The 17786-nt window shown below is 53.8% G+C and carries 11 protein-coding genes and 4 pseudogenes; 10 read left to right on the top strand and 5 right to left on the bottom strand.

Going from position 1 to position 17786, the window contains the following annotated elements; genetic code table 11:
• Nucleotides 1–198 precede the first annotated feature (198 nt).
• Nucleotides 199–621, bottom strand: coding sequence for a hypothetical protein (locus tag ASE88_RS00050; RefSeq protein WP_056473995.1), 423 nt, complete (start codon nt 619–621; stop codon nt 199–201).
• 415 nt (nt 622–1036) lie between these two features.
• Here ASE88_RS00050 and ASE88_RS18570 point away from each other — a divergent pair, with 415 nt between their 5' ends.
• Nucleotides 1037–1708 carry a hypothetical protein gene (locus tag ASE88_RS18570; RefSeq protein ID WP_156356839.1) on the top strand — a complete coding sequence of 224 codons (672 nt, stop codon included), beginning with the start codon at nt 1037–1039 and terminating at the stop codon, nt 1706–1708.
• Between the two features lie 266 nt (nt 1709–1974).
• Here ASE88_RS18570 and ASE88_RS00040 read toward each other — a convergent pair whose 3' ends face one another.
• Complete coding sequence (locus ASE88_RS00040) at nt 1975–2286, bottom strand: hypothetical protein (protein ID WP_056473990.1); 312 nt, start codon at nt 2284–2286, stop codon at nt 1975–1977.
• A 306-nt stretch (nt 2287–2592) separates the two neighbouring features.
• Here ASE88_RS00040 and ASE88_RS18025 point away from each other — a divergent pair, with 306 nt between their 5' ends.
• From ASE88_RS18025 to ASE88_RS00035, 3 genes are all read left to right on the top strand, one after another.
• A complete protein-coding gene (locus ASE88_RS18025) occupies nt 2593–3639 on the top strand; it encodes a glycosyltransferase 61 family protein (protein WP_082466003.1) in 1047 nt (348 codons plus the stop codon).
• On the top strand, nt 3636–4565 hold the full coding sequence (locus ASE88_RS18020; protein WP_082466001.1) for an alginate lyase family protein: 930 nt from the start codon (nt 3636–3638) through the stop codon (nt 4563–4565). The genes ASE88_RS18025 and ASE88_RS18020 overlap by 4 nt, the downstream gene beginning before the upstream one ends.
• A 171-nt stretch (nt 4566–4736) precedes the next feature.
• A complete protein-coding gene (locus tag ASE88_RS00035; protein ID WP_156356837.1) occupies nt 4737–5078 on the top strand; it encodes a hypothetical protein in 342 nt (113 codons plus the stop codon).
• Nucleotides 5079–5111: 33 nt separating this feature from the next.
• Here ASE88_RS00035 and ASE88_RS18015 read toward each other — a convergent pair.
• Nucleotides 5112–6252: pseudogene (locus tag ASE88_RS18015) on the bottom strand (IS3 family transposase).
• Nucleotides 6253–6359: 107 nt separating this feature from the next.
• Here ASE88_RS18015 and ASE88_RS00025 point away from each other — a divergent pair.
• Both ASE88_RS00025 and ASE88_RS18560 read left to right on the top strand, forming a co-directional pair.
• Nucleotides 6360–7011 (top strand): annotated as a pseudogene (locus tag ASE88_RS00025) (DDE-type integrase/transposase/recombinase); the annotation flags it as partial.
• A 420-nt stretch (nt 7012–7431) separates the two neighbouring features.
• The gene (locus ASE88_RS18560) at nt 7432–8001 is read left to right on the top strand and encodes a hypothetical protein (protein WP_156356836.1); all 570 of its coding nucleotides are present in this window, start codon (nt 7432–7434) and stop codon (nt 7999–8001) included.
• A gap of 243 nt (nt 8002–8244) precedes the next feature.
• Here ASE88_RS18560 and ASE88_RS18010 read toward each other — a convergent pair.
• Nucleotides 8245–9002: pseudogene (locus ASE88_RS18010) on the bottom strand (IS5 family transposase).
• A 216-nt stretch (nt 9003–9218) separates the two neighbouring features.
• Here ASE88_RS18010 and ASE88_RS18005 point away from each other — a divergent pair.
• From ASE88_RS18005 to ASE88_RS18550, 3 genes are read left to right on the top strand one after another with little or no spacing between them, the layout of a single operon-like run.
• Nucleotides 9219–12776 (top strand): glycosyltransferase family 4 protein, encoded by a 3558-nt coding sequence (locus ASE88_RS18005; RefSeq protein ID WP_082465997.1) that lies wholly within the window; start codon nt 9219–9221, stop codon nt 12774–12776.
• Between the two features lie 2 nt (nt 12777–12778).
• Nucleotides 12779–13441: a methyltransferase domain-containing protein gene (locus tag ASE88_RS18555; protein ID WP_156356835.1), complete on the top strand. Its 663-nt coding sequence runs from the start codon at nt 12779–12781 to the stop codon at nt 13439–13441.
• 29 nt (nt 13442–13470) lie between these two features.
• Nucleotides 13471–14442 carry a hypothetical protein gene (locus ASE88_RS18550; protein WP_156356834.1) on the top strand — a complete coding sequence of 324 codons (972 nt, stop codon included), beginning with the start codon at nt 13471–13473 and terminating at the stop codon, nt 14440–14442.
• 153 nt (nt 14443–14595) lie between these two features.
• Here ASE88_RS18550 and ASE88_RS00010 read toward each other — a convergent pair.
• A pseudogene (locus ASE88_RS00010) lies at nt 14596–15540 on the bottom strand (IS481 family transposase).
• 455 nt (nt 15541–15995) lie between these two features.
• On the opposite strand from ASE88_RS00010, the gene ASE88_RS00005 reads away from it, so the two are divergent.
• Nucleotides 15996–17768 (top strand): recombinase family protein, encoded by a 1773-nt coding sequence (locus tag ASE88_RS00005; protein ID WP_082465995.1) that lies wholly within the window; start codon nt 15996–15998, stop codon nt 17766–17768.
• Nucleotides 17769–17786 lie beyond the last annotated feature (18 nt).

The following is a 17786-nucleotide window of genomic DNA, read 5'->3' as shown; positions in this document are numbered from 1 at the left end:
CGGAAAGGCTTCGAGCCTCTTAAAGCAGCGGGTTCCAGGATGGGAAAGACCTTGGGAGCAGACGAGCTTGGTCATGCAGCGATCAGGCGACCAGCGGCCGCGGAGACCCACAAAGCGACATTCAAGGCCGCTTTGCAGCCCCCAACTTCAGACGCCTGTTCACGTTGCGCCGTCCTCGCGCCTACCCGGCCCCGGTTACTAGCCAATGCCGTAGGTCTGATAGATCCCGCGGATATATGCGAGCGCTGGAACGTCACACTCACGCGCTCGACGGGCGAACTGCGTCACCGTCACACCAGTGGTCTTCACAAAATCCTTCACCCGTAACGTGGTCTCGCGATAATCCAGTTCGAATCCTTCGAGGAAGATCAAGATCACTCCACCCTCGACCATCCGCGCAGCCTCCGGCGCCCTCAGGTCATACGTCCGCTCGATGTGCCCGAGGTATTGGAACAAGATAGTGTTGCGGTCTTTCGGTGACGCAAAGCGCTTCACCGCGCACCAGTCATCGCCCGACAACGTATCAAGCAGTGCAAAAAATGCGTCGATGTGCTTGCCCCATTCGCGCGGGTTAGCTCCTATCGTCTTGATCACGGCGAGTGTCTGTTCTCTGTCGTTCAAGCCAAGCTCCCGGCAGGGTCATGTAGCTGCGCCTGAACGTCTAGCCATCTGACATCTGTGGACCCTACGCCTTAAAATAAGGGTTTCATGGTGATGACCCAGTTCCGGACATTCACAGGCACTCGACGTCTACCAGGAAGCGGACACCTGTTCATCTCAGCTGACAGGCACCTTAGGCTAGCTGAGTGCTGACCGGGCAGATCTGCGCGATGGAAAGCGAATGGCTAGAACTCCGATAATTAGATCGGATATTTGGCGTCGACAGGCACATGTTAAAATCTACGGACAAACCGGCTTAAGACAGGTCGGTGACCCCGGATCGATGATTTCGAGCATTAACTACGTGACGGGTTCAAGGTTTTGGTGCAGTCTACTTTAAATGCCAAAATGTAATTGACGAGCAAAGGGAGAAAGGATGCCCGGTGAATCCATTTTCATGCCGATTGCGGCGCTCAATCAGGCCGCGAAGACGGTACCGGCAGTAAAGTATGCCGTAGCCCTGGTGGGAATAGCCGGAGCGATCACCCTCATCCGCAGATTCGTCCCCGATGTAGGCGTCGTCGCAATGCTGCCGGTCCTCGGCGGCGCGATAGTAGCAATGCCGATACTCGTTATACTGACATCCGCTGTCGCATCGCCTGCCCGAACACCTGTTGCCAAAGCGTTCCTCGGGGCGGTCCGCATCTTCGTTATCACCTTCACGTTCTTCACGGTCACCGCGGTGGCCTTCAACTGGCCACCGGCCTGGGCAGCCGTGATACTGCCATCCCGCGCCGCGAACGTGTCGCTAGCAGATGTCGCGAAAGGCGATACGACCGACCAAGCAACAGATGGCAACAGGACAGCGGTCGCGAACGAAGGACAAGCGCCCGCGATCGGAACCGCCGCATCACCCTCGCCGTCAACGCCGACACTGTCGCCCATCCCGCTGCAAACTCCTATGACAAGCCGAACGGCACGATCGCCAAAGAAGGCGGTCGATGGATCGAACGGGACAACTCGAACGGAACGACCTTCGAATTTAACGAGGTCAATCGCGACGACGGCATTACTCTCGTATATGACGAGAGCCGCGACACCTACATGAAGTGGCCGACCAAGGGTGGTCTTGTGAAGTGGTCCCATTCTAATCCGCTCGCCTGGATCGACCTCTTTGTGATCGAGCCCACGCCCATGAAATAGTCCCCCGGAACGATCACCGTATCTGCCGGGTCTCACTCCCGGAGTTTGCGAAACGGACACCGTCCGCTTCTCTGCCGACTGCTCGTCGGGAAGAGGACCGGCATCTCCTAAGCCAGCCCCCGTGTCCTGATGGATGCGTTCAGATAGGATGCTTTCACCTTTTGCGTTTAATCAGAGATGTGTGAAAGCCACTGAGAGCCCAATCGTTCGCGACATTCCTGAAGCTACCTTCCGTGCTGGAGACATCATCCCCAGATTGGTTTCGATCCTGATCGTTCTGCCGTCGAATTTGGTAAGCAAATCATTCTTGGCCTGGTTTACTTTCCCTAGGATCACGATCCGACGTGTGTTGTCCTCGACCTGTTTGTTTCGACTTCCGTCTGCGCGCAGCGCGCCCCCGATGGCAAATGCCGCGCCGACCAGCGACGCCCCGAGCGTGACCGGATCCTTCAGGGTCATACGGGTCGGTGCGGCGTCGCTCATGCGTGCACCATCGATCCCGCGACCGCCGGGGCCGCGAAGCTCCTGTTGTTTATGAAGAACCTTTCAGTTGTTGGAGGCGCTAACGACAGCTATTGATCGGCCCAAGAACTTCGTTAAGGCGAGACTGCTATGAGACTATTGAGCATCGACTGGACGTCGGACTCGGCAATTTTCCTCAGCGTCGTCTTCCTAACCGGTCTGCTGGGCATCTTCTTTTTGGAGAAGATTTTTCCAAAAAAGCGGAAAGGCCGACAGAAGCGCGAGGGATTGGGCGAGATAATTGAATGACGGGGGTATGCGCGCAAAATGATCGAAGCCCGCAAAAATGTTCTGGTCACCCGCTATGACAAAAGCTGGGTAGGCGGCCCGGATCATTCTCAGATACCCGATCATGGTAGGATACGGGGCGCCACGGGGTTTCGCGACGTTTTTGAGCCGACCGTTCGCGCACGAGAGCCACGGATCGAGAGCGGAACCTTTCTATACGGTGGACCTCTCAAGGTGCATTTCGGTCACCTGATGGTGGACTCGGTTGCACGGCTCTGGGCATTCGACCCCGCCAGACATCAGCAGGTGGTGTTTGCGAAGCTTCAGGAAACCAAAGAGCCTTCAGATTGGATGTACGAGATCCTGTCGGTCTTCGGTTTAGCCAAAGAGCAAGTCCGGCTCGTTCGCGGGGCTGCAAAGTTTGAGACACTGGAATTTGCAATACCGGGCAGCAGGTTGGCCGTCGGACCGAGCCTCGACTACATGCACTTCCTTGAGACGCTGCCACTCCATCGACAGTTTGGAACGCCGAAAAAGGTTTATTTTGGCCGGACGCATATTCTTGAAAAAGGCACTATCATGGGCGAAAGCTACTTTGCCAAAGCCCTTAAAATTGCTGGTTACGAATATATTATTCCTGAAACTATGAATATACATGAGCAGACTTCATTGCTCAAGAATGCCGATAGTGTCGTATTTCTTGAGGGCAGCAGCATCTATTCGATAGAGATGCTTTCCACTATAGGCGCCAATGTCTTCATGATCCCGCGTCGCGATCAAACAAGCCACTTATTTGATCCGCACATATCGCCTCGGGCACCTTTTGCGATATTGGGCGATCCATCAATGACCGTTCGAATGCCGTCGCCAAAGGGATCACTTGGCCCGAATTCGCCAACATATCTTCTCAAGCCCGCGCGTCTTTACGCCGATATGCAAGCTAGAGGCATCGTGACTGGCGATTTTTCTCTACGGGAATACGAAAATGCTGAACAACTCGATGCAGACCGATACTTCCTGACCCGACCTGAAATTGTAACTTCGCAGTTGGATAACATACGCTCACGAAGACGAGCGCTAGCATGATTTTTATCATCATAGGATCAATGATCATGTCCCAATCACAGTGCACGATCCCGGCCCCACCACCAGAAGTAGCTATTGTATCGCCTTATAAAAGCGCCGAGGCCTATGCGGATACCACGCGCCCCTACCGAAGCTTTTACTCTCAAGTAGCTCGATGGGTCGACGGATCTACCGCGGATCAAGCATGTGCCATAACTGCGTTAGAGTCGTGGGCCAAAAGCGGTGTCATGACTGCTCAGGCGAAGTCTTTTGAAGGTGAGAGACAGAAGATCCGTTATGCGACAGCCGCTAACATAATAATTACCAAATTGGCTGCGTCGGGAAAGAAAGTTTCTCCGCGAGTTGTGGCATGGGCTCAGCATATTACGAGAGAAGAAACCCAGTATTTCTTAAACCGTCGGGGGGAGGTTCATGGACCCGACAACCTTTGGGTGTGGTCGGGAGTGTCTGCTGCCTCGTTTCAAATGATCAGCCAGGACCCCAAGCTGGCCGCATATAGCGACAGGGTTTGGTCCGACGCGATCGGCGGAATTCTTCCCGACGGTCGCATAAAGCGTGAGTTGCAGCGCGCACAGAGAGCGCTGAACTATACGACATACTATCTTGCGGCCTTACGTTGGTTGGAGGCTTTTCGATCAGCGCAGGGAAAATCAACAAATGCCGGAGAGCGGGCGGCGATCGCTCGGCTAGAGCGCCAGATCTTGACCAGTATGTGCGCAAATCCCCGACGGATGAGCGGATTACCAGATATCCAGAATCCGCCTGACCACTTAGACCTTGAAGCGAAGCCTGTTTATTTCAGAGCCGACTTCCGAGATAAGCTGATGAGGTGTGGCGCGGTTTTCAAAGACTCTTTCGCTCCTTTGTTTGGTGGCGATGTTACAACGACGCGGAGGTTGATCGATGCGCGCATCCGGAGCCGATAGAGATTAGCGGCTTTGGATGATTTCGACACGGTACGCTTCAAGCGTCACCGATTATGTAGCCACCGCCAATGCGGCGGTGATTGTGAGGGTCGTTCCAACGCTCGTATCTAGCATACCGACGGCCTGATTGGCCGTGCCGATGCCAGTGCCAGGTGACGATGAGGCGTTCGAATGGCCGATCTGCGCATTCGTCACCCCGCGGTTCTGAATACGCCGAAGGTCATTCAGCCGGATCGTCGTGGCGCTGGCAGTCGAAATATCCAGCTACGTATGGCCCCCAGCACCCTGAGGCGCTCAACGTTTGCAGAGTTCGTCACAGTTCAGTTCGTGACGACTTCGACTGTATCGTTTGGTCCGAGCAGCGGTATGGGGATTGTGGCGAGCGTCGTTTCGGCGGTGCTACTGGTCGTCGATACGGCGACCGCCTTCTTGGCAACAATCGCGCGCGCTGGGAGCCCGAGCGCCTCGACGTTCCACTGCGTACCGTCAAAGAACAGCGTGCGCGAGCCATAGGCCGATGTGATAATCTGAATAGCCCCTAGTTTTCTAGACGCCTCGAGCCATCAAAGCCTGCTGCCGTTCGAGCTCGACGGGCGACAGCATCCCGTTCCTGACATGCTTGCCGATCGGGTGGTAGAACATCTCGATGTAATCGAACACGTCCTGCCGGGCTTCTTCGCGCGTTTTATGGGTGCGTCGCCGGATGCGCTCACGCTTAAGGAGATTGAAGAAGCTCTCGGCGACGGCGTTATCGTGGCAGTTTCCCCGCCGGCTCATGGAGTGTTCCAGATTGTGAGCCCTGGTGAAAGCAGACCAGTCGATACTGGTGAACTGCGAACCCTGATCCGAATGGATCAGCACGCGGTTCTTCTGCTTACGCCGCCAGACCGTCATGTGCAGGGCCTGCAAAACCACATCTGTTGTGTGACGACTTTGCAACGACCACCCCACCACGCGACGGGAGTAGAGGTCGAGCACGACCGCCAGATAGGCGAAGCCTTCGATCGTGCGGATATACGTGATGTCCGTCACCCAGGCGCGATTAGCCTGCGGCACTTTGAACTGGCGATCCAACGTGTTGGCGGCAACGGCCGAAGGCTTTCCTCCTGAAATGCCAGGACGCCGGTTATAGCCGATCTGCGCCTTGATTCCTGCCAGGTTGGTCAGGCGGGCAACGCGATTGGGGCAACAGGTCTCGCCCTGATCGAGCAGATCGTCGTGCAGCTTGCGATACCCATAGACCTTGCCGCTGTCGCTCCAGGCCTGCCTGATCAATGCAATCTGCCGAGCATCTTCTTGCACTCGCCGGCTCAGCGGCGCTTTGCGTCAGGCATAGAAACCGCTGGTCTGGATCGCCAGGCACCGGCACATCGCGCGGACGCCAAACTGGTTCTGATGCTCCGCGACAGAGGTGTCTTTCACTTGGCATCCCTGGCGAAATACGCGGTGGCTTTTTTATGATGTCTCGCTCCTCGATCGCCCGAGCCAGTTCGCGCTTCAACTGCCGGATCTCGGCGTCCTTATTGGCATCGCCAGACGCCACCTTCGCAAGCTGCTTCTTCCACGCATACAGCGAGTGCGGGCTGACGCCGAGGCGCTGCGAAACCTCCGCTACCGGGTAACCTCGATCCGTGATCTGCACCACCGCGTCACGCTTGAACTCATCGCTGAAATTGGGCTTCCCCATTGTCGCCTCCTGTCCTCAAAATTAAGATTGAAGGCGTCCAGAAATCTAGGGTCAGGACCCATTGATCTGAGCGGCTCGATCTGGTTCAGGCTCCGTGAGGAGACGAAGCCGAGAAGACCGGGCGCGAAGCGACCAATCCGAAACGCGTCCACCGCGTCATGAAGGTGCACGGGCTGCTGCTACACTGGGCTGGCGAACGCCGCGAGGAAAGGCGTCACGATGGCCGGTTGCCGTCGATCTGCGCAACAACGCTGGTGCTCCGACGGGTTGGAGATCACCTGTGACAATGGCAAGAAGGTGCGTGTCGCCTTCGCGCTCGACTGCTGCGACCGCGAGGCGATGAGACACGTGGCGACAACAGGCGGGATCACCGCCGAGGACGTCCAGGACTTAATGGTCGCCACGGTCGAGCATCGCTATGGACAGGTGAACCGCGTGCCCGAGCCCATCGAGTGGCTTACCGATAACGGCAGTTGCTACACCGCTCGCAACACACGCGCCTTCGCTCGTGGCATTGGACTGATCCCGCGCACCACCCCGGTCAGCAGTCCTCAATCGAACGGCATGGCGGAGGCGTTCGTTCGCACTCTCAAGCGCGATTATGTCCGTGCGAACCCCAGGCCGAATGCGCAGAGCGTTATCGACCAACTGCCCGGCTGGTTCGCCCATTATAACGAGGTGCATCCACACCGCGCTTTGCGCTATCGATCACCACGCAAGTTCGTCGCGCAAACCCGCGACGCTCTGTCAGGCCTTTAGAGAGCAACGACACCCAGCTGAAAAGTGAACTGCCGCGGTGGAACAGATCGATGCACTTTGTTATCTGAAAGGAAGGTTCTAGAGATGAACCACGGCGAGGCCCCTGCAACGATACCGCTCAATTTAAGGCCCTAACCCTGTCCTACTGCTGCCGTCTTTACGAGCACATAAAGGTTTATTAAGCTGAGGTACCAATGAAATAATTTTCAGTACTTCTGCAATCTATCGATCGCGAACTTCCAAAAATTTAAAATAACTAAAGGGAAAGGTAGGCTTATCATGCAACTTCCTGAGTCACATACGCAAGCTCGACCAGAGCTTCCGGAAAATATTGCGACTGTCGACCAAAAGAGTGAGGTAAGTGTGACTACGACTAATGACGACCCGAGTATCGCTATCAATGTTCCATCACAACCACATATGTCTGAACCGGCCATCGCGTTTTTAAAAGACAAGCTCACTGCGAGCGAGTGCTATTTGGAGTATGGCTCTGGTGGCAGTAGTAGACTGGCGGCTAGGCTAAAGGTTCCCTATATCTTCTCAGTAGAATCGGATGTGGTTTACGGAAAGGCCGTCAGAAGATTTGTTAGTAGGGACTTAGGAAAATCTAAGTTTAAAATGTACTGTCCCGATATAGGGCCCACGGGGGATTGGGGATACCCTACAGGACATGACTTTGCTGCTAATTGGCCTACTTACTACTCGACGGTTTGGGATATGATCGATAAGGCAGAAGTTTCACCAGATATAATTTTGGTTGACGGCAGATTCAGAGTTGCCTGCTTTCTTTATAGCATATTAAGAGCAAATTCTGGAACATTTATAATATTTGATGACTATATAGGACGTGAAAAACGTTACAGCGTTGTAGAACGATATATTAAGCCAGATTCCATTAAGGGAACATCCGCAATCTTCGTCGTGCCAGATAATCTTGATCTAAGGAGCGTAGCTTTAGACCTCGTCAGATATAGTATGATAGCATTATGATCAGATATTTATAGCCCATCATGTATTACGGGGCGCGGTCGTATCCAGTTTTCTCACGATGCCTAGATATGAGCGCGCCTGATACATCACCTGATCCTGATCCTGAATCCACGATCAAGACTAGATGGCAACAGCTCGGGTTTTCGGGTTGTGATATGCCTGGTTTGCCACTAGGCATACGCTTATTTGAATATCCTGGCTTGCGGGTAGTCGCCGGGATTGCATTAGGTCAGGACTTGTTGATCAAAGCCAGAAGATGACGGTGGCAGCGAGGGCGATGGCGGACAAGAAGACAGTTGGACACCTATCGTAGCGGGTCGCAACGCAGCGCCAGTCCTTCAGCCGTCCGAACATGATCTCGATACGGCTACGTCGCCTGTAGCGGCGTTTGTCGTATTTGATGGGCTAGAGCCGAGACCTCCGACCTGGGATGCATGGCTGGATGCCCTTGGCCTGCAAGGCATCCCTGAACCAGTCGGCGTCGTAACCGCGGTCGCCGAGCAGCCATTGCGCCTTGGGCAGATCGTCGAGCAATGCGGCCGCACCGGTGGAGTCGCTGACCTGTCTGGCAGTCATGAAGAAGCTACGCGGCGGGCCGTTTGCGTCGGTCACGGCATGGAGCGTCGTGTTCATGCCACCTTTGGTGCGACCAATCAGGCGGCCGAGATCCCCTTTTTAACCTGCAGGCTCGATGCCGTGCGGTGCGCCTTCAGATACGTCGCGTCGATCATGACGGTCTTTGGGTCGGCATCAGTGGCAGTCAGGCCCTCCATCATGCGGAGGAACACACCCATCTCACCCCACCGTTTCCAGCGATTGTAGAGCGTCTTGTGCGGGCCGTAGTCGCTGGGCGCATCACGCCAGCGCAGCCCATTGTGGTTCACGAAAACGATGCCGCTCAACACCCGGCGGTCGGCAACTCGCGGCTCGCCATGGCTCTTTGGGAAATATGGTCGCAGGCGCGCCATCTGCTCCTTCGTCAGCTGGTACAGGTCGCTCATCCTCAGTCTCCTCACGGGGCCTGAATCAGATCGCGCCTCTCACATCGATGGGTCCTGACCCTAGCAACAAAGAGCGTGGAGTGGTCTCATGCCACACGGCTAAGTCATTTTTTGAACAAAGGAGCGAAAAAAGTTACAAAGCTTCCAAGCTGCTTGATTCCAAAAAATGCGCACGTCATTGCGTGAGCACAATCATCGCGAAAGCATCCGTTCTATATGACACATAACCTTTTGCAAAACCCTACGTTCGCGGAACACGATTCGGCGCTGGCAGCACGCCGAAATATGGGGCAGTTTTGCCAGAGCTGGTTTGTCGAATACGGCGCGCCTGCTCCCGTAGATTTGGGTCCGGCTCGACTTCTACCAAACCCGGATGGAGTTCGAATACATATTCGGTCGGCAAAGAGTTGGGTTCGCCTTTGGCAAACGATCGAGTTACCTGGCGTCGAGAGCGCTCGACAAGGAACAGTAAAAGTTCGGGCCAAATCATCTGGCAAAACCGGTGCAAGCCTAAACCTTGAATGGGTGTCCTTGCTGAAGATTAACCCCCAGGGAAAGCGTGTATTTGCCAAGAAGTTGCTTACTCAGCGGCGTCCTATAACCGAACAAGTAGAAGAGTATGAAGCCCGGATTGCTCTAAGCGATCTTGCATCTGGCACGCCATATATATTTGCCATTCAGTTCTCCGAAGGGCCGGGTGAAATCGAGCTGGAGTCAGTTGAATTTTCATGTCAGAATTTTCCTGCAGGTTTGAACGTCCCAGTAAAATATATCAATAAAGAAAATAACCAAGATTCCGAACGCGACAATCACCTTACCGTTATTAATGAGTTTACACCAAAAACCGAAAGATTGATTAATTTAAAAGATAGATCTAGATCATTTTTAGGTGCCGTGATCGGTCTTGAAGGTAATAAGTTAGTCGGATGGGCTAATTTGCCTGACAACAACAGTGAAGTACTTGTTTTTGTAGACGGGCGGATGGTTGGCTCTGCATTGCCAAACGGCATTAACGCAGACTTAGCTGGTGGAATAGATCAATTAGCCAAGTATGGTTTTGCGGTCGAGATTCCTAACGCTTTACTAGACGGAAGCGAGCATCAGGTTAGTATACGCAGTTCCGCTGGTGGTAGAAGTGCTCAGGGCTCTGAACAAATAAGGTTCCTTGATTTGCATTCTTCGTCAAAACAAGCGAACTTAGCCTCTATCATTCAGGAGCCAATACATACGCCTTTACGAGATCCGCTACCCACAATAAAAGGTGCCATCTTAGAGAATACGCCACCGGTCGATGTCCGCCGCGTTGCAGTAGTGTCTTGGGACATGGCCCACAACCCAGTTGGTCGAGCATTTCTTATCGCCGACATGGCGGCGCGCAACTGCGTGGTCGAACTGGTCGGCCCTATGTTCCCGATGTACGGAACGACCATATGGCCGCCAATTGAGACCGCCAAAATGGCGATACATGCCTTCCCAGCGAGCACGTTTAAAGATTTCGTGGCAGGTGCCCGTGAGATTGCATCACGGGTGAAATGCGATATAGTACATGTGGGAAAAGCACGATTTTCAAGTCTATTCATCGGCGCCCTTATAAAACAGGCTAACGGCTGCCCGATTGTTGTCGACGTTGACGATCATGAACTAAGCTTTTTCAATGATCAACGCACTGCGAGTCTTGACGATTTAGTTGCTGCTATTTCTGAAGACCCTCAGATACTCGACAAGCCCTATACAGAGATATTTACGCGATATGCGGAAGGACTTATTGCCGAGTGCGATGGGATTACTGTATCAAATTATTCATTGCAAAAACGTTTCGGTGGGATTGTTGTACGACACGGTCGCGACGAGCGCGTGTTCAATCCAGATTTGTATGATCGGAAAGCCATCCGCGCCGAATTTGGTTATACTGATAAAGATCGCGTGATCCTCTTTCTCGGTACGCCAAGGTCGCATAAGGGTGTATTCGATATTGCAGATGCTCTCGAAGAACTAAACGACGAAAGGCTGGCTTTATGTATAATCGGGTCTATCACCGATAAGAGGATTTCGGTAAGATTTTCCAAATATAAGAATGCTCGTGTAGATCTGCATCACGATCAATCCTGGGAGCGCCTACCGGAACTAGTTTCAATGGCTGATGCGGTATTTATACTTCAAGATAGCTCGTCACCTATTTCCGAATATCAAATACCAGCTAAACTCACTGACGCTATGGCGCTAGGTGTGCCTGTATATGCAACTCCAGTACCTCCGTTAAGTGATTTAATTGCAGCAGGGGCGATCATTCCGGTATTTAACGCAGCGGACTTGAGGGATGAACTCAGAAAGATTAGCGCAGACGCCACTGACGTCGGGCACAAGCTCCGTGTTAGAGATTATTACCTGACGGAACTGAGCTATGCCATAAATTCGGCGCGCCTCGGTTTGGCGTTTGATCGTGCCGTGACCAGTTCACGAAAGTCCGTACCGGCGTTCGATAGCCTGTTCGCCGCGATACAACATATCTCAGGCGAGAAGATGCCGAGGTTCGCTCCATTAAGTAGCCCGGCTATCGGCAAAAATATAAAACCGGATCTTGTATTTCTGTGGAAGCAGAACGACTCCGACATCTACGGCCGACGGTCCGATATGATGGCTAAGTATCTTCTTAAGTCAGGCGCAATAAATCGGGTATTGCACTTTGACGCCGCAATTAGCTCGGTAGATTTAGATAAACAAGCCAAACATGGTGCGGATGCCACAGCGCATCAAGGTAACCTGGTATATATAAATACGGTGCGACGTATACTTCGGCAAGCAGACACTCCAGGTCTATTACGCCGAACGTTCCTTTATAGATCTGAGAAGGCGGCGATGCGCTACTTAGGAACAGATCTTCCTCCGCGTGAGGCTTATTCGGATTTTGTAAAAGGGGAATTGCGCGACGCCAATATAAGTCAGTCGCCCGTTTTATGGGTCTGCCCTGTGGTGTTTGACTTTGCAATGTTCAAATCCGTGGTACAACCAGGCTATATTATCGCCGATCTAATAGATGACCAACGCAGGTTCCCTGGGCGCGAAACGCACCGGTTACGCGTTGCTCAAGCGTATGACGAGGTACTGAGCGAAGCCAATCTGGCCATCGCCAACTGCGAATCCCTGCGGCATGGCTTCGCGACATCTCGCAACGATATCAAAGTTATCCCGAACGGAGCTGAAACGTTTGATCTGAAAGAGTTTCGGGCAGTTCCGGAGGATATTTCTCATCTTCCTCGGCCCATATTGGGCTACGTAGGCAACCTGCGTGATCGCGTTGACCTCGACCTGATCGGTAAGGTCGCTGATGCATTTCCCGACGGTAGCGTCGTGTTAATTGGGTCGGCCCACGATAGACCGGACGTGATCGAACTCGGGCGACGTCCTAACGTTCACGTACTAGGAGTGAAGCCATATTCAGAGGTTGCCGATTATATCCGTACGTTCAACGTGGCCCTTGTCCCGCACCTGCGAAATGAATTGAGCGACAGTATGAATCCACTTAAGTTGTACGTTTACTTTGCACTTAATGTTCCTATTGTAACGACAGACGTCGCAAATATTGGAGATATCAGCCCTCATGCAATTATAGCGTCCGACCATCAATCTTTTATACGCGCTATAAGTCGCATATTAGGCGGCAGCGAAGTATTGCCTTCGCAACTACAGCGGGATACAGTTCTGAAAAAGGTTTCATGGGAAGCTCGTGTTGATAGTGTTATTGATCTTATCGAATCAGATATGAGCGGATATTAAGTATGGATGCGGTCTTGACATCAATGTGCAATATTTGTGGCAATGAAAACTTTTCTCCCGCACCCGGTAATCGATTAAGTCGATCAGGTATGATGCCGCTTTGCACCAAATGCCGCTCGTTGGAGCGCCACAGGATTGTGCGAGCTATCGCAGGCAAGCTGCGCGTCCGGGAAGAGTTTGCAAAATATAAAATGCTCAGTTGGGGCGAGCAGTGTGGCGTACCGAAACCATGGTTTCAGTCAGCGGAATCGGCCAATATCGACGATCCCGATGCAGAGCTTCCGTCTCGCGAGGATGAGAGTTTGGGTTTCGTAATCGCGGGAAATGTGTTGCAGCGGCTTCCCGACCATCGACAAGCGGTGAAGAATTTGGTGCGCGTGCTTGATGGCAACGGTCTAATATTGCTGTACTATCCCAACCCAATAATGCGCGAGACGACCGAAGAATGGGGTAAAGCGGACAGCGATCGGGGGCAGGCCTACCGGATGATTGGTCGAGATTTTGAAAAGCAGTATGGTCAGATTGTCCCGGATGCGATTGCTTTGAGTATCGAAGAAGTTGATCCTGTGACTCGAAGTCATGAGCGAATATACCTACTAACAAAAAGCCCGGACTGGATGCGTCGTAGTTTCCATATTTTTCCTGATGCTAGAATTTTAGATTAGAGGTGATAATGTCAACCTACTTTTCGTCGATGCCGAATTGGAAGATCGATTTTTCTGATATCGCAGAACGAATTAGCAATCGTCAAGGCGACTTTAAGATTGTTCTCAAGATTAAAGATGACGTGTTTTTCATTAGACGTTGGATTGAGCATCATCGCCAAATCGTCGGCCTTAAAAACCTTATCATATTTGATAATATGTCGGTATTGCCCGAAATAGAAGCAGTTTATCAAGATTACGGTCCAAGTTTACTCGTCGTGAGATTCGATGGATTTCATAACAATCTTCATAGGGTTCATGAATTTCCACAATTGTACAAAGCATTACGAGCTTCGACGAAATACTATCAATTTTTAGATAGCGATGAGTATCTTATCTGCATCGATGATAAGCTCAAAATCGTCGATGCTTCGGAAATTGTGCCACATTTACTTGCTACGGGATCAGCCGTTAACCCCGGATCCTGGCTTGAAAATGTTCAGGGCTATGATTATAAATTTTGGTGGGATCTGCGACAGAATCATCCAGCTATTGGGCTGCGGTCGGGGAAACCTATAATTTCTTCAGATGTCGAAGTTAAAGGTCTCATAAATCACAATTGGCAGGTGGGCATTTCTCATTATGACAAGCGTGTTTCTACAAATTTCTTTGTGCTGCATCTTAAACGCCTTTCGCCTGCTCAAAGAATTGAGACAAACATCCGGAAGCTACATGCATATAATGCATTTAAGGGTTCAACCCTAAATCTTGGAGATATTCTTCAGCTAGACATTCTTAAGTTCCCGGCAGGGAATAAGCAAAATTGGGTCAAGGAAATTCATAATCTGTCCAACATAATTAATCAACCGAGCGAGCCCGAGTCTAAATCGGCTTTGGGGAAAATCGATATAGTTGATAATTTTCTAATTTTTTCATCAGAAAGTCAAAAGAAAGAGTTTGATCGATACATTCAAGAACCTTGGTTGCAGGTTTTCAATTCGATTGGGGATCGCGCTACATGAGATATACATTATTTCAAGATTCTATCTCGAGTCTATATCTACTCTCGGTAAAAAATTATCGCTGAGATTATAGTTATTATGAATAAACCTTTGCCTTACTACTCGTGCATTTCTCCGCTATAGATTTCGTGTGTAGTGATTATGGGCTGCTGCTTAGGTGTTTAGTCCCGGCATCTGGTGGATCGGATCGACGATGAACCTATCCGGCTCTGACGTCCAGATTTTGACGATGTATTCGTAAGGTGTGAGGCCACTGAGCGTCTTGATCCGACGGGCGAAATTATAGGCTGCCATGAAGTCTGCGAGGTGCACCTGCAACTGCTCGTGGCTCTCGTAAGGGAAGCGTTTGACCGTTGCCACCCTGATGGTTCGGTTCATCCGCTCGACCTGACCGTTCGTCCACGGGTGGTTCGGCTTGGTCAACCGGTGCTCGATGCTGTTTGCTTCGCAGATCATGTCGAAGCGCATCTGACGCGACCAGGCGGTGTTACGGTTGCGCGGCTGCTTGGCAAACTGGATGCCGTTGTCGGTCCGGATCGTATGGATCCGGTACGGCACGGCTTTAAGCAGGTGTTCGAGGAACTCCCATGCCGTTCGCCTGTTAGTCTTTTCGACGAGCTGGGTGACCGCGAACTTACTTGTGCGGTCGATGTCGACGAACAGGTAAAGTTTGCCCTCGGCGATATCCATGTGAAAGAAGCCGATCGGGTAGCGCTTGAAGCGCTGTCGCTTCGGCTTGTACCCCTCAATGTCCGGCAGGCGGGATATGACGTGCCGTTGCAGGCAGCGGTGCAGCGCTGATCGTCTCAGATGCGGGATCGACGGCTACAACGCATAGAGGCAATCGTTGAGCGGCAAAAGTGTGCGGCGCCGGAATGCGACGACCGCTGCCTCCTCGGCTTCGGTCAAGGTCGTGGAGTGAGGGGCCTTCAGCCCGGTTTTCAAATCCTCAACCGTCGCCCGCTTACGCCACTTCGCCACCGTCTTCGGGTTGATCCCGAACTCCCGGCTCAGCGTCGAGAGCGAAGCTTGCGATCGCTGTATTGCTGCTCTGACGGCGTGCGTGGTCGTGGCGCTCCCGAGACGTACCTGTCCCATACCGCTTCCTTCCATTCCAACGAAAGGATCGCACCATCAAACCGTGGGATCAAACACCTAGTGGCGTCCGGAAACGGCCATTCCGCCTTTTACTAGAATCGGCCAAGTGGGCCCCTGCCCATCAGATTAAAGAACGGCTGCTTACCGCCGATCGGCGCCCGTAAGCGGACGTTCCGCTAACCACCAGTTTTGCCGAAATGCAGACGGTCTGCATTTACCAATATGAGCAGCGGCAGACCGGCCAACGGCCCCGTCTCGATGCGGCCTGGCAACCATGTGGGAAGGTCGGAGTCGGCGTGACGCCGCGCGCCCCAGATGGCGTGGATGCCGTCGCAGCCGCCCTCCCCGCTCCACGATCTCGCGCTGGACCTCGCGCGTCTGCTGGCGCGCGACCTTGCGCGGCAGCAGGGATCCCAGAAGAATCAGGTCGCCCCGAAATCGGGTAGGCGACCATCATGACGACCTTCGTTGCGAATGCAGGAAGCACGAATGGAGGAAAGATGAAGCGGTGTGCGATATACGCGCGGTATTCGACGGACAAACAGGATGTGCAGTCGATCGAAACGCAGCTGATGATGTGCCGGCGCGAGGTCATCCGCGCAGGCTGGCAGGAGGTGCTCTGCTTCACAGACGCAGCCGAGTCGGCGGCTACGATGCACCGCCCCGGTATGAAGGCGTTGCTTACCGCCGTTGACGCAGGCCGCGTCGACATCGTCTACGCTGACGCCATGGACCGGCTGTCGCGCAGTCAGGCCGATATCGCGACATTGTTCGACCGTCTCCGGTTTCGCGGCATCCTCCTGGCCACGCGCAAGGAAGGGATAGTCACGCCGCTGCACATCGGCATGATCGGTACGATCAACGCCGAGCAGCTGAGCGCCACCAGCGACAAGACCCGCGATGCGCTCGTGCGTCGTCACGCGATGGGCAAGAACCCCGGCGGCTCTGCGTACGGCTATGAGAAGCGCATCGAGCACGACGGCAACGGCGAACGCATCCGCGGCCTGCAGCAGATCGTGCCGAACGAGGCCGCGGTGGTGGTCCGGATCTTCGAGGACTATGCGGCCGGCCTGTCGCCGATCGCCATCACGCGGCGCCTCAATGCCGACAGCGTGCCATCGCCGCGCAGCGGCAAAGCCAGCAAACATCCGCTCGGCAAGGCCGCGGCCTGGACGCCGAACACACTGACCGGCAATGCCGCACGCGGCACCGGCATCCTCAACAACCCGCTGTATGTAGGCCGACGGCCGTACGGCAAACAGACGTATCGCAAGAACCCGGAAACGGGCAAACGCCATGCCTTCGTCAACCCGGAGGACAAGCGATCCGATGACGTCGAGTCCCCGGCCCTCGGCATCGTGCCCATCGAATTGTGGGACAGGGTCAAATTGCGCCAGGCTACGCTATCCCGCGGGCCGAAACCGCATACCGAGATGGCTGGCCTGCCCTTCTTCGCGCAACAGCGCCCGCGGTATCTGCTGACCGGCAAGATGACCTGCGGGAGCTGCGGCGCGAGCTATGCGAAATCTGGCAAGACCCGGTTCGGCTGCCAGGGCGCCGCCAAGAAGGGCCCCACCTGGTGCGACAACCGGCTAACGATCCGCCAGGACGAACTCGACGCACGCGTGCTGGCGGGCTTGTCGAGCGAGATGCTGCGTGACGACGTCGTCGCAGCGTTCCTCCTGGAATATGAGGCAGAGACCAGGCGCCTGACGGCGGAAACGGTCAGCGCCCGCCCCGAGCGGGAAGCCGAACTGGCCAATCTCGATCACCAGCTCGGGCGCGCCAAGGCGGCTATCCTCAAAGGCGTGGATGCGACGGTATTTGTTGACGAAATGAAATTCTGGACCGAGCGGCGCAAAGTCCTGCTCGCCGAACTGGAACTCGCCGCGCAAGATACCACACAGACGGTTTCTCCGGAGCCCGAGCTGCTTACCCCGGACCTGGGCCGCGTGTACCGTGAGAAGGTCGAACAGCTCACCGCGGCCTTCGAGGACGACGCGCTGAAGGCGCAGGCGTTCGACCGGTTGCGCGCGCTCATCGAGGCGGTGGTGCTGACGCCGGAAGACGGCGATCTCGCCATCGACCTGCGCGGCGAGCTCGCCTCGATGCTGTCGCTATGCGCTGGAGCGGAAACGCAAAAAGCCCCCGCGGTGGTGACCGAGGAGGTGTTGCAAATCAAGATGGTTGCGGGGACAGGATTTGAACCTGTGACCTTCAGGTTATGAGCCTGACGAGCTACCGGG

Origin of the sequence: Sphingomonas sp. Leaf38 (assembly GCF_001421825.1) — a bacterium.
Lineage (GTDB): Bacteria > Pseudomonadota > Alphaproteobacteria > Sphingomonadales > Sphingomonadaceae > Sphingomonas.
Note: the sequence above shows the minus strand (reverse complement) of the source record. Positions and strands in the feature narration are given on the sequence as shown.

Coding starts and splice junctions, on each gene's coding strand:
- ASE88_RS18570 (WP_156356839.1), top strand. CDS start 1,037: ATGCCCGGTGAATCCATTTTCATGCCGATTGCGGCGCTCAATCAGGCC.
- ASE88_RS00040 (WP_056473990.1), bottom strand. CDS start 2,286: ATGAGCGACGCCGCACCGACCCGTATGACCCTGAAGGATCCGGTCACG.
- ASE88_RS18025 (WP_082466003.1), top strand. CDS start 2,593: ATGATCGAAGCCCGCAAAAATGTTCTGGTCACCCGCTATGACAAAAGC.
- ASE88_RS18020 (WP_082466001.1), top strand. CDS start 3,636: ATGATTTTTATCATCATAGGATCAATGATCATGTCCCAATCACAGTGC.
- ASE88_RS00035 (WP_156356837.1), top strand. CDS start 4,737: ATGGCCGATCTGCGCATTCGTCACCCCGCGGTTCTGAATACGCCGAAG.
- ASE88_RS18560 (WP_156356836.1), top strand. CDS start 7,432: ATGTCTGAACCGGCCATCGCGTTTTTAAAAGACAAGCTCACTGCGAGC.
- ASE88_RS18005 (WP_082465997.1), top strand. CDS start 9,219: ATGACACATAACCTTTTGCAAAACCCTACGTTCGCGGAACACGATTCG.
- ASE88_RS18555 (WP_156356835.1), top strand. CDS start 12,779: ATGGATGCGGTCTTGACATCAATGTGCAATATTTGTGGCAATGAAAAC.
- ASE88_RS18550 (WP_156356834.1), top strand. CDS start 13,471: ATGCCGAATTGGAAGATCGATTTTTCTGATATCGCAGAACGAATTAGC.
- ASE88_RS00005 (WP_082465995.1), top strand. CDS start 15,996: ATGACGACCTTCGTTGCGAATGCAGGAAGCACGAATGGAGGAAAGATG.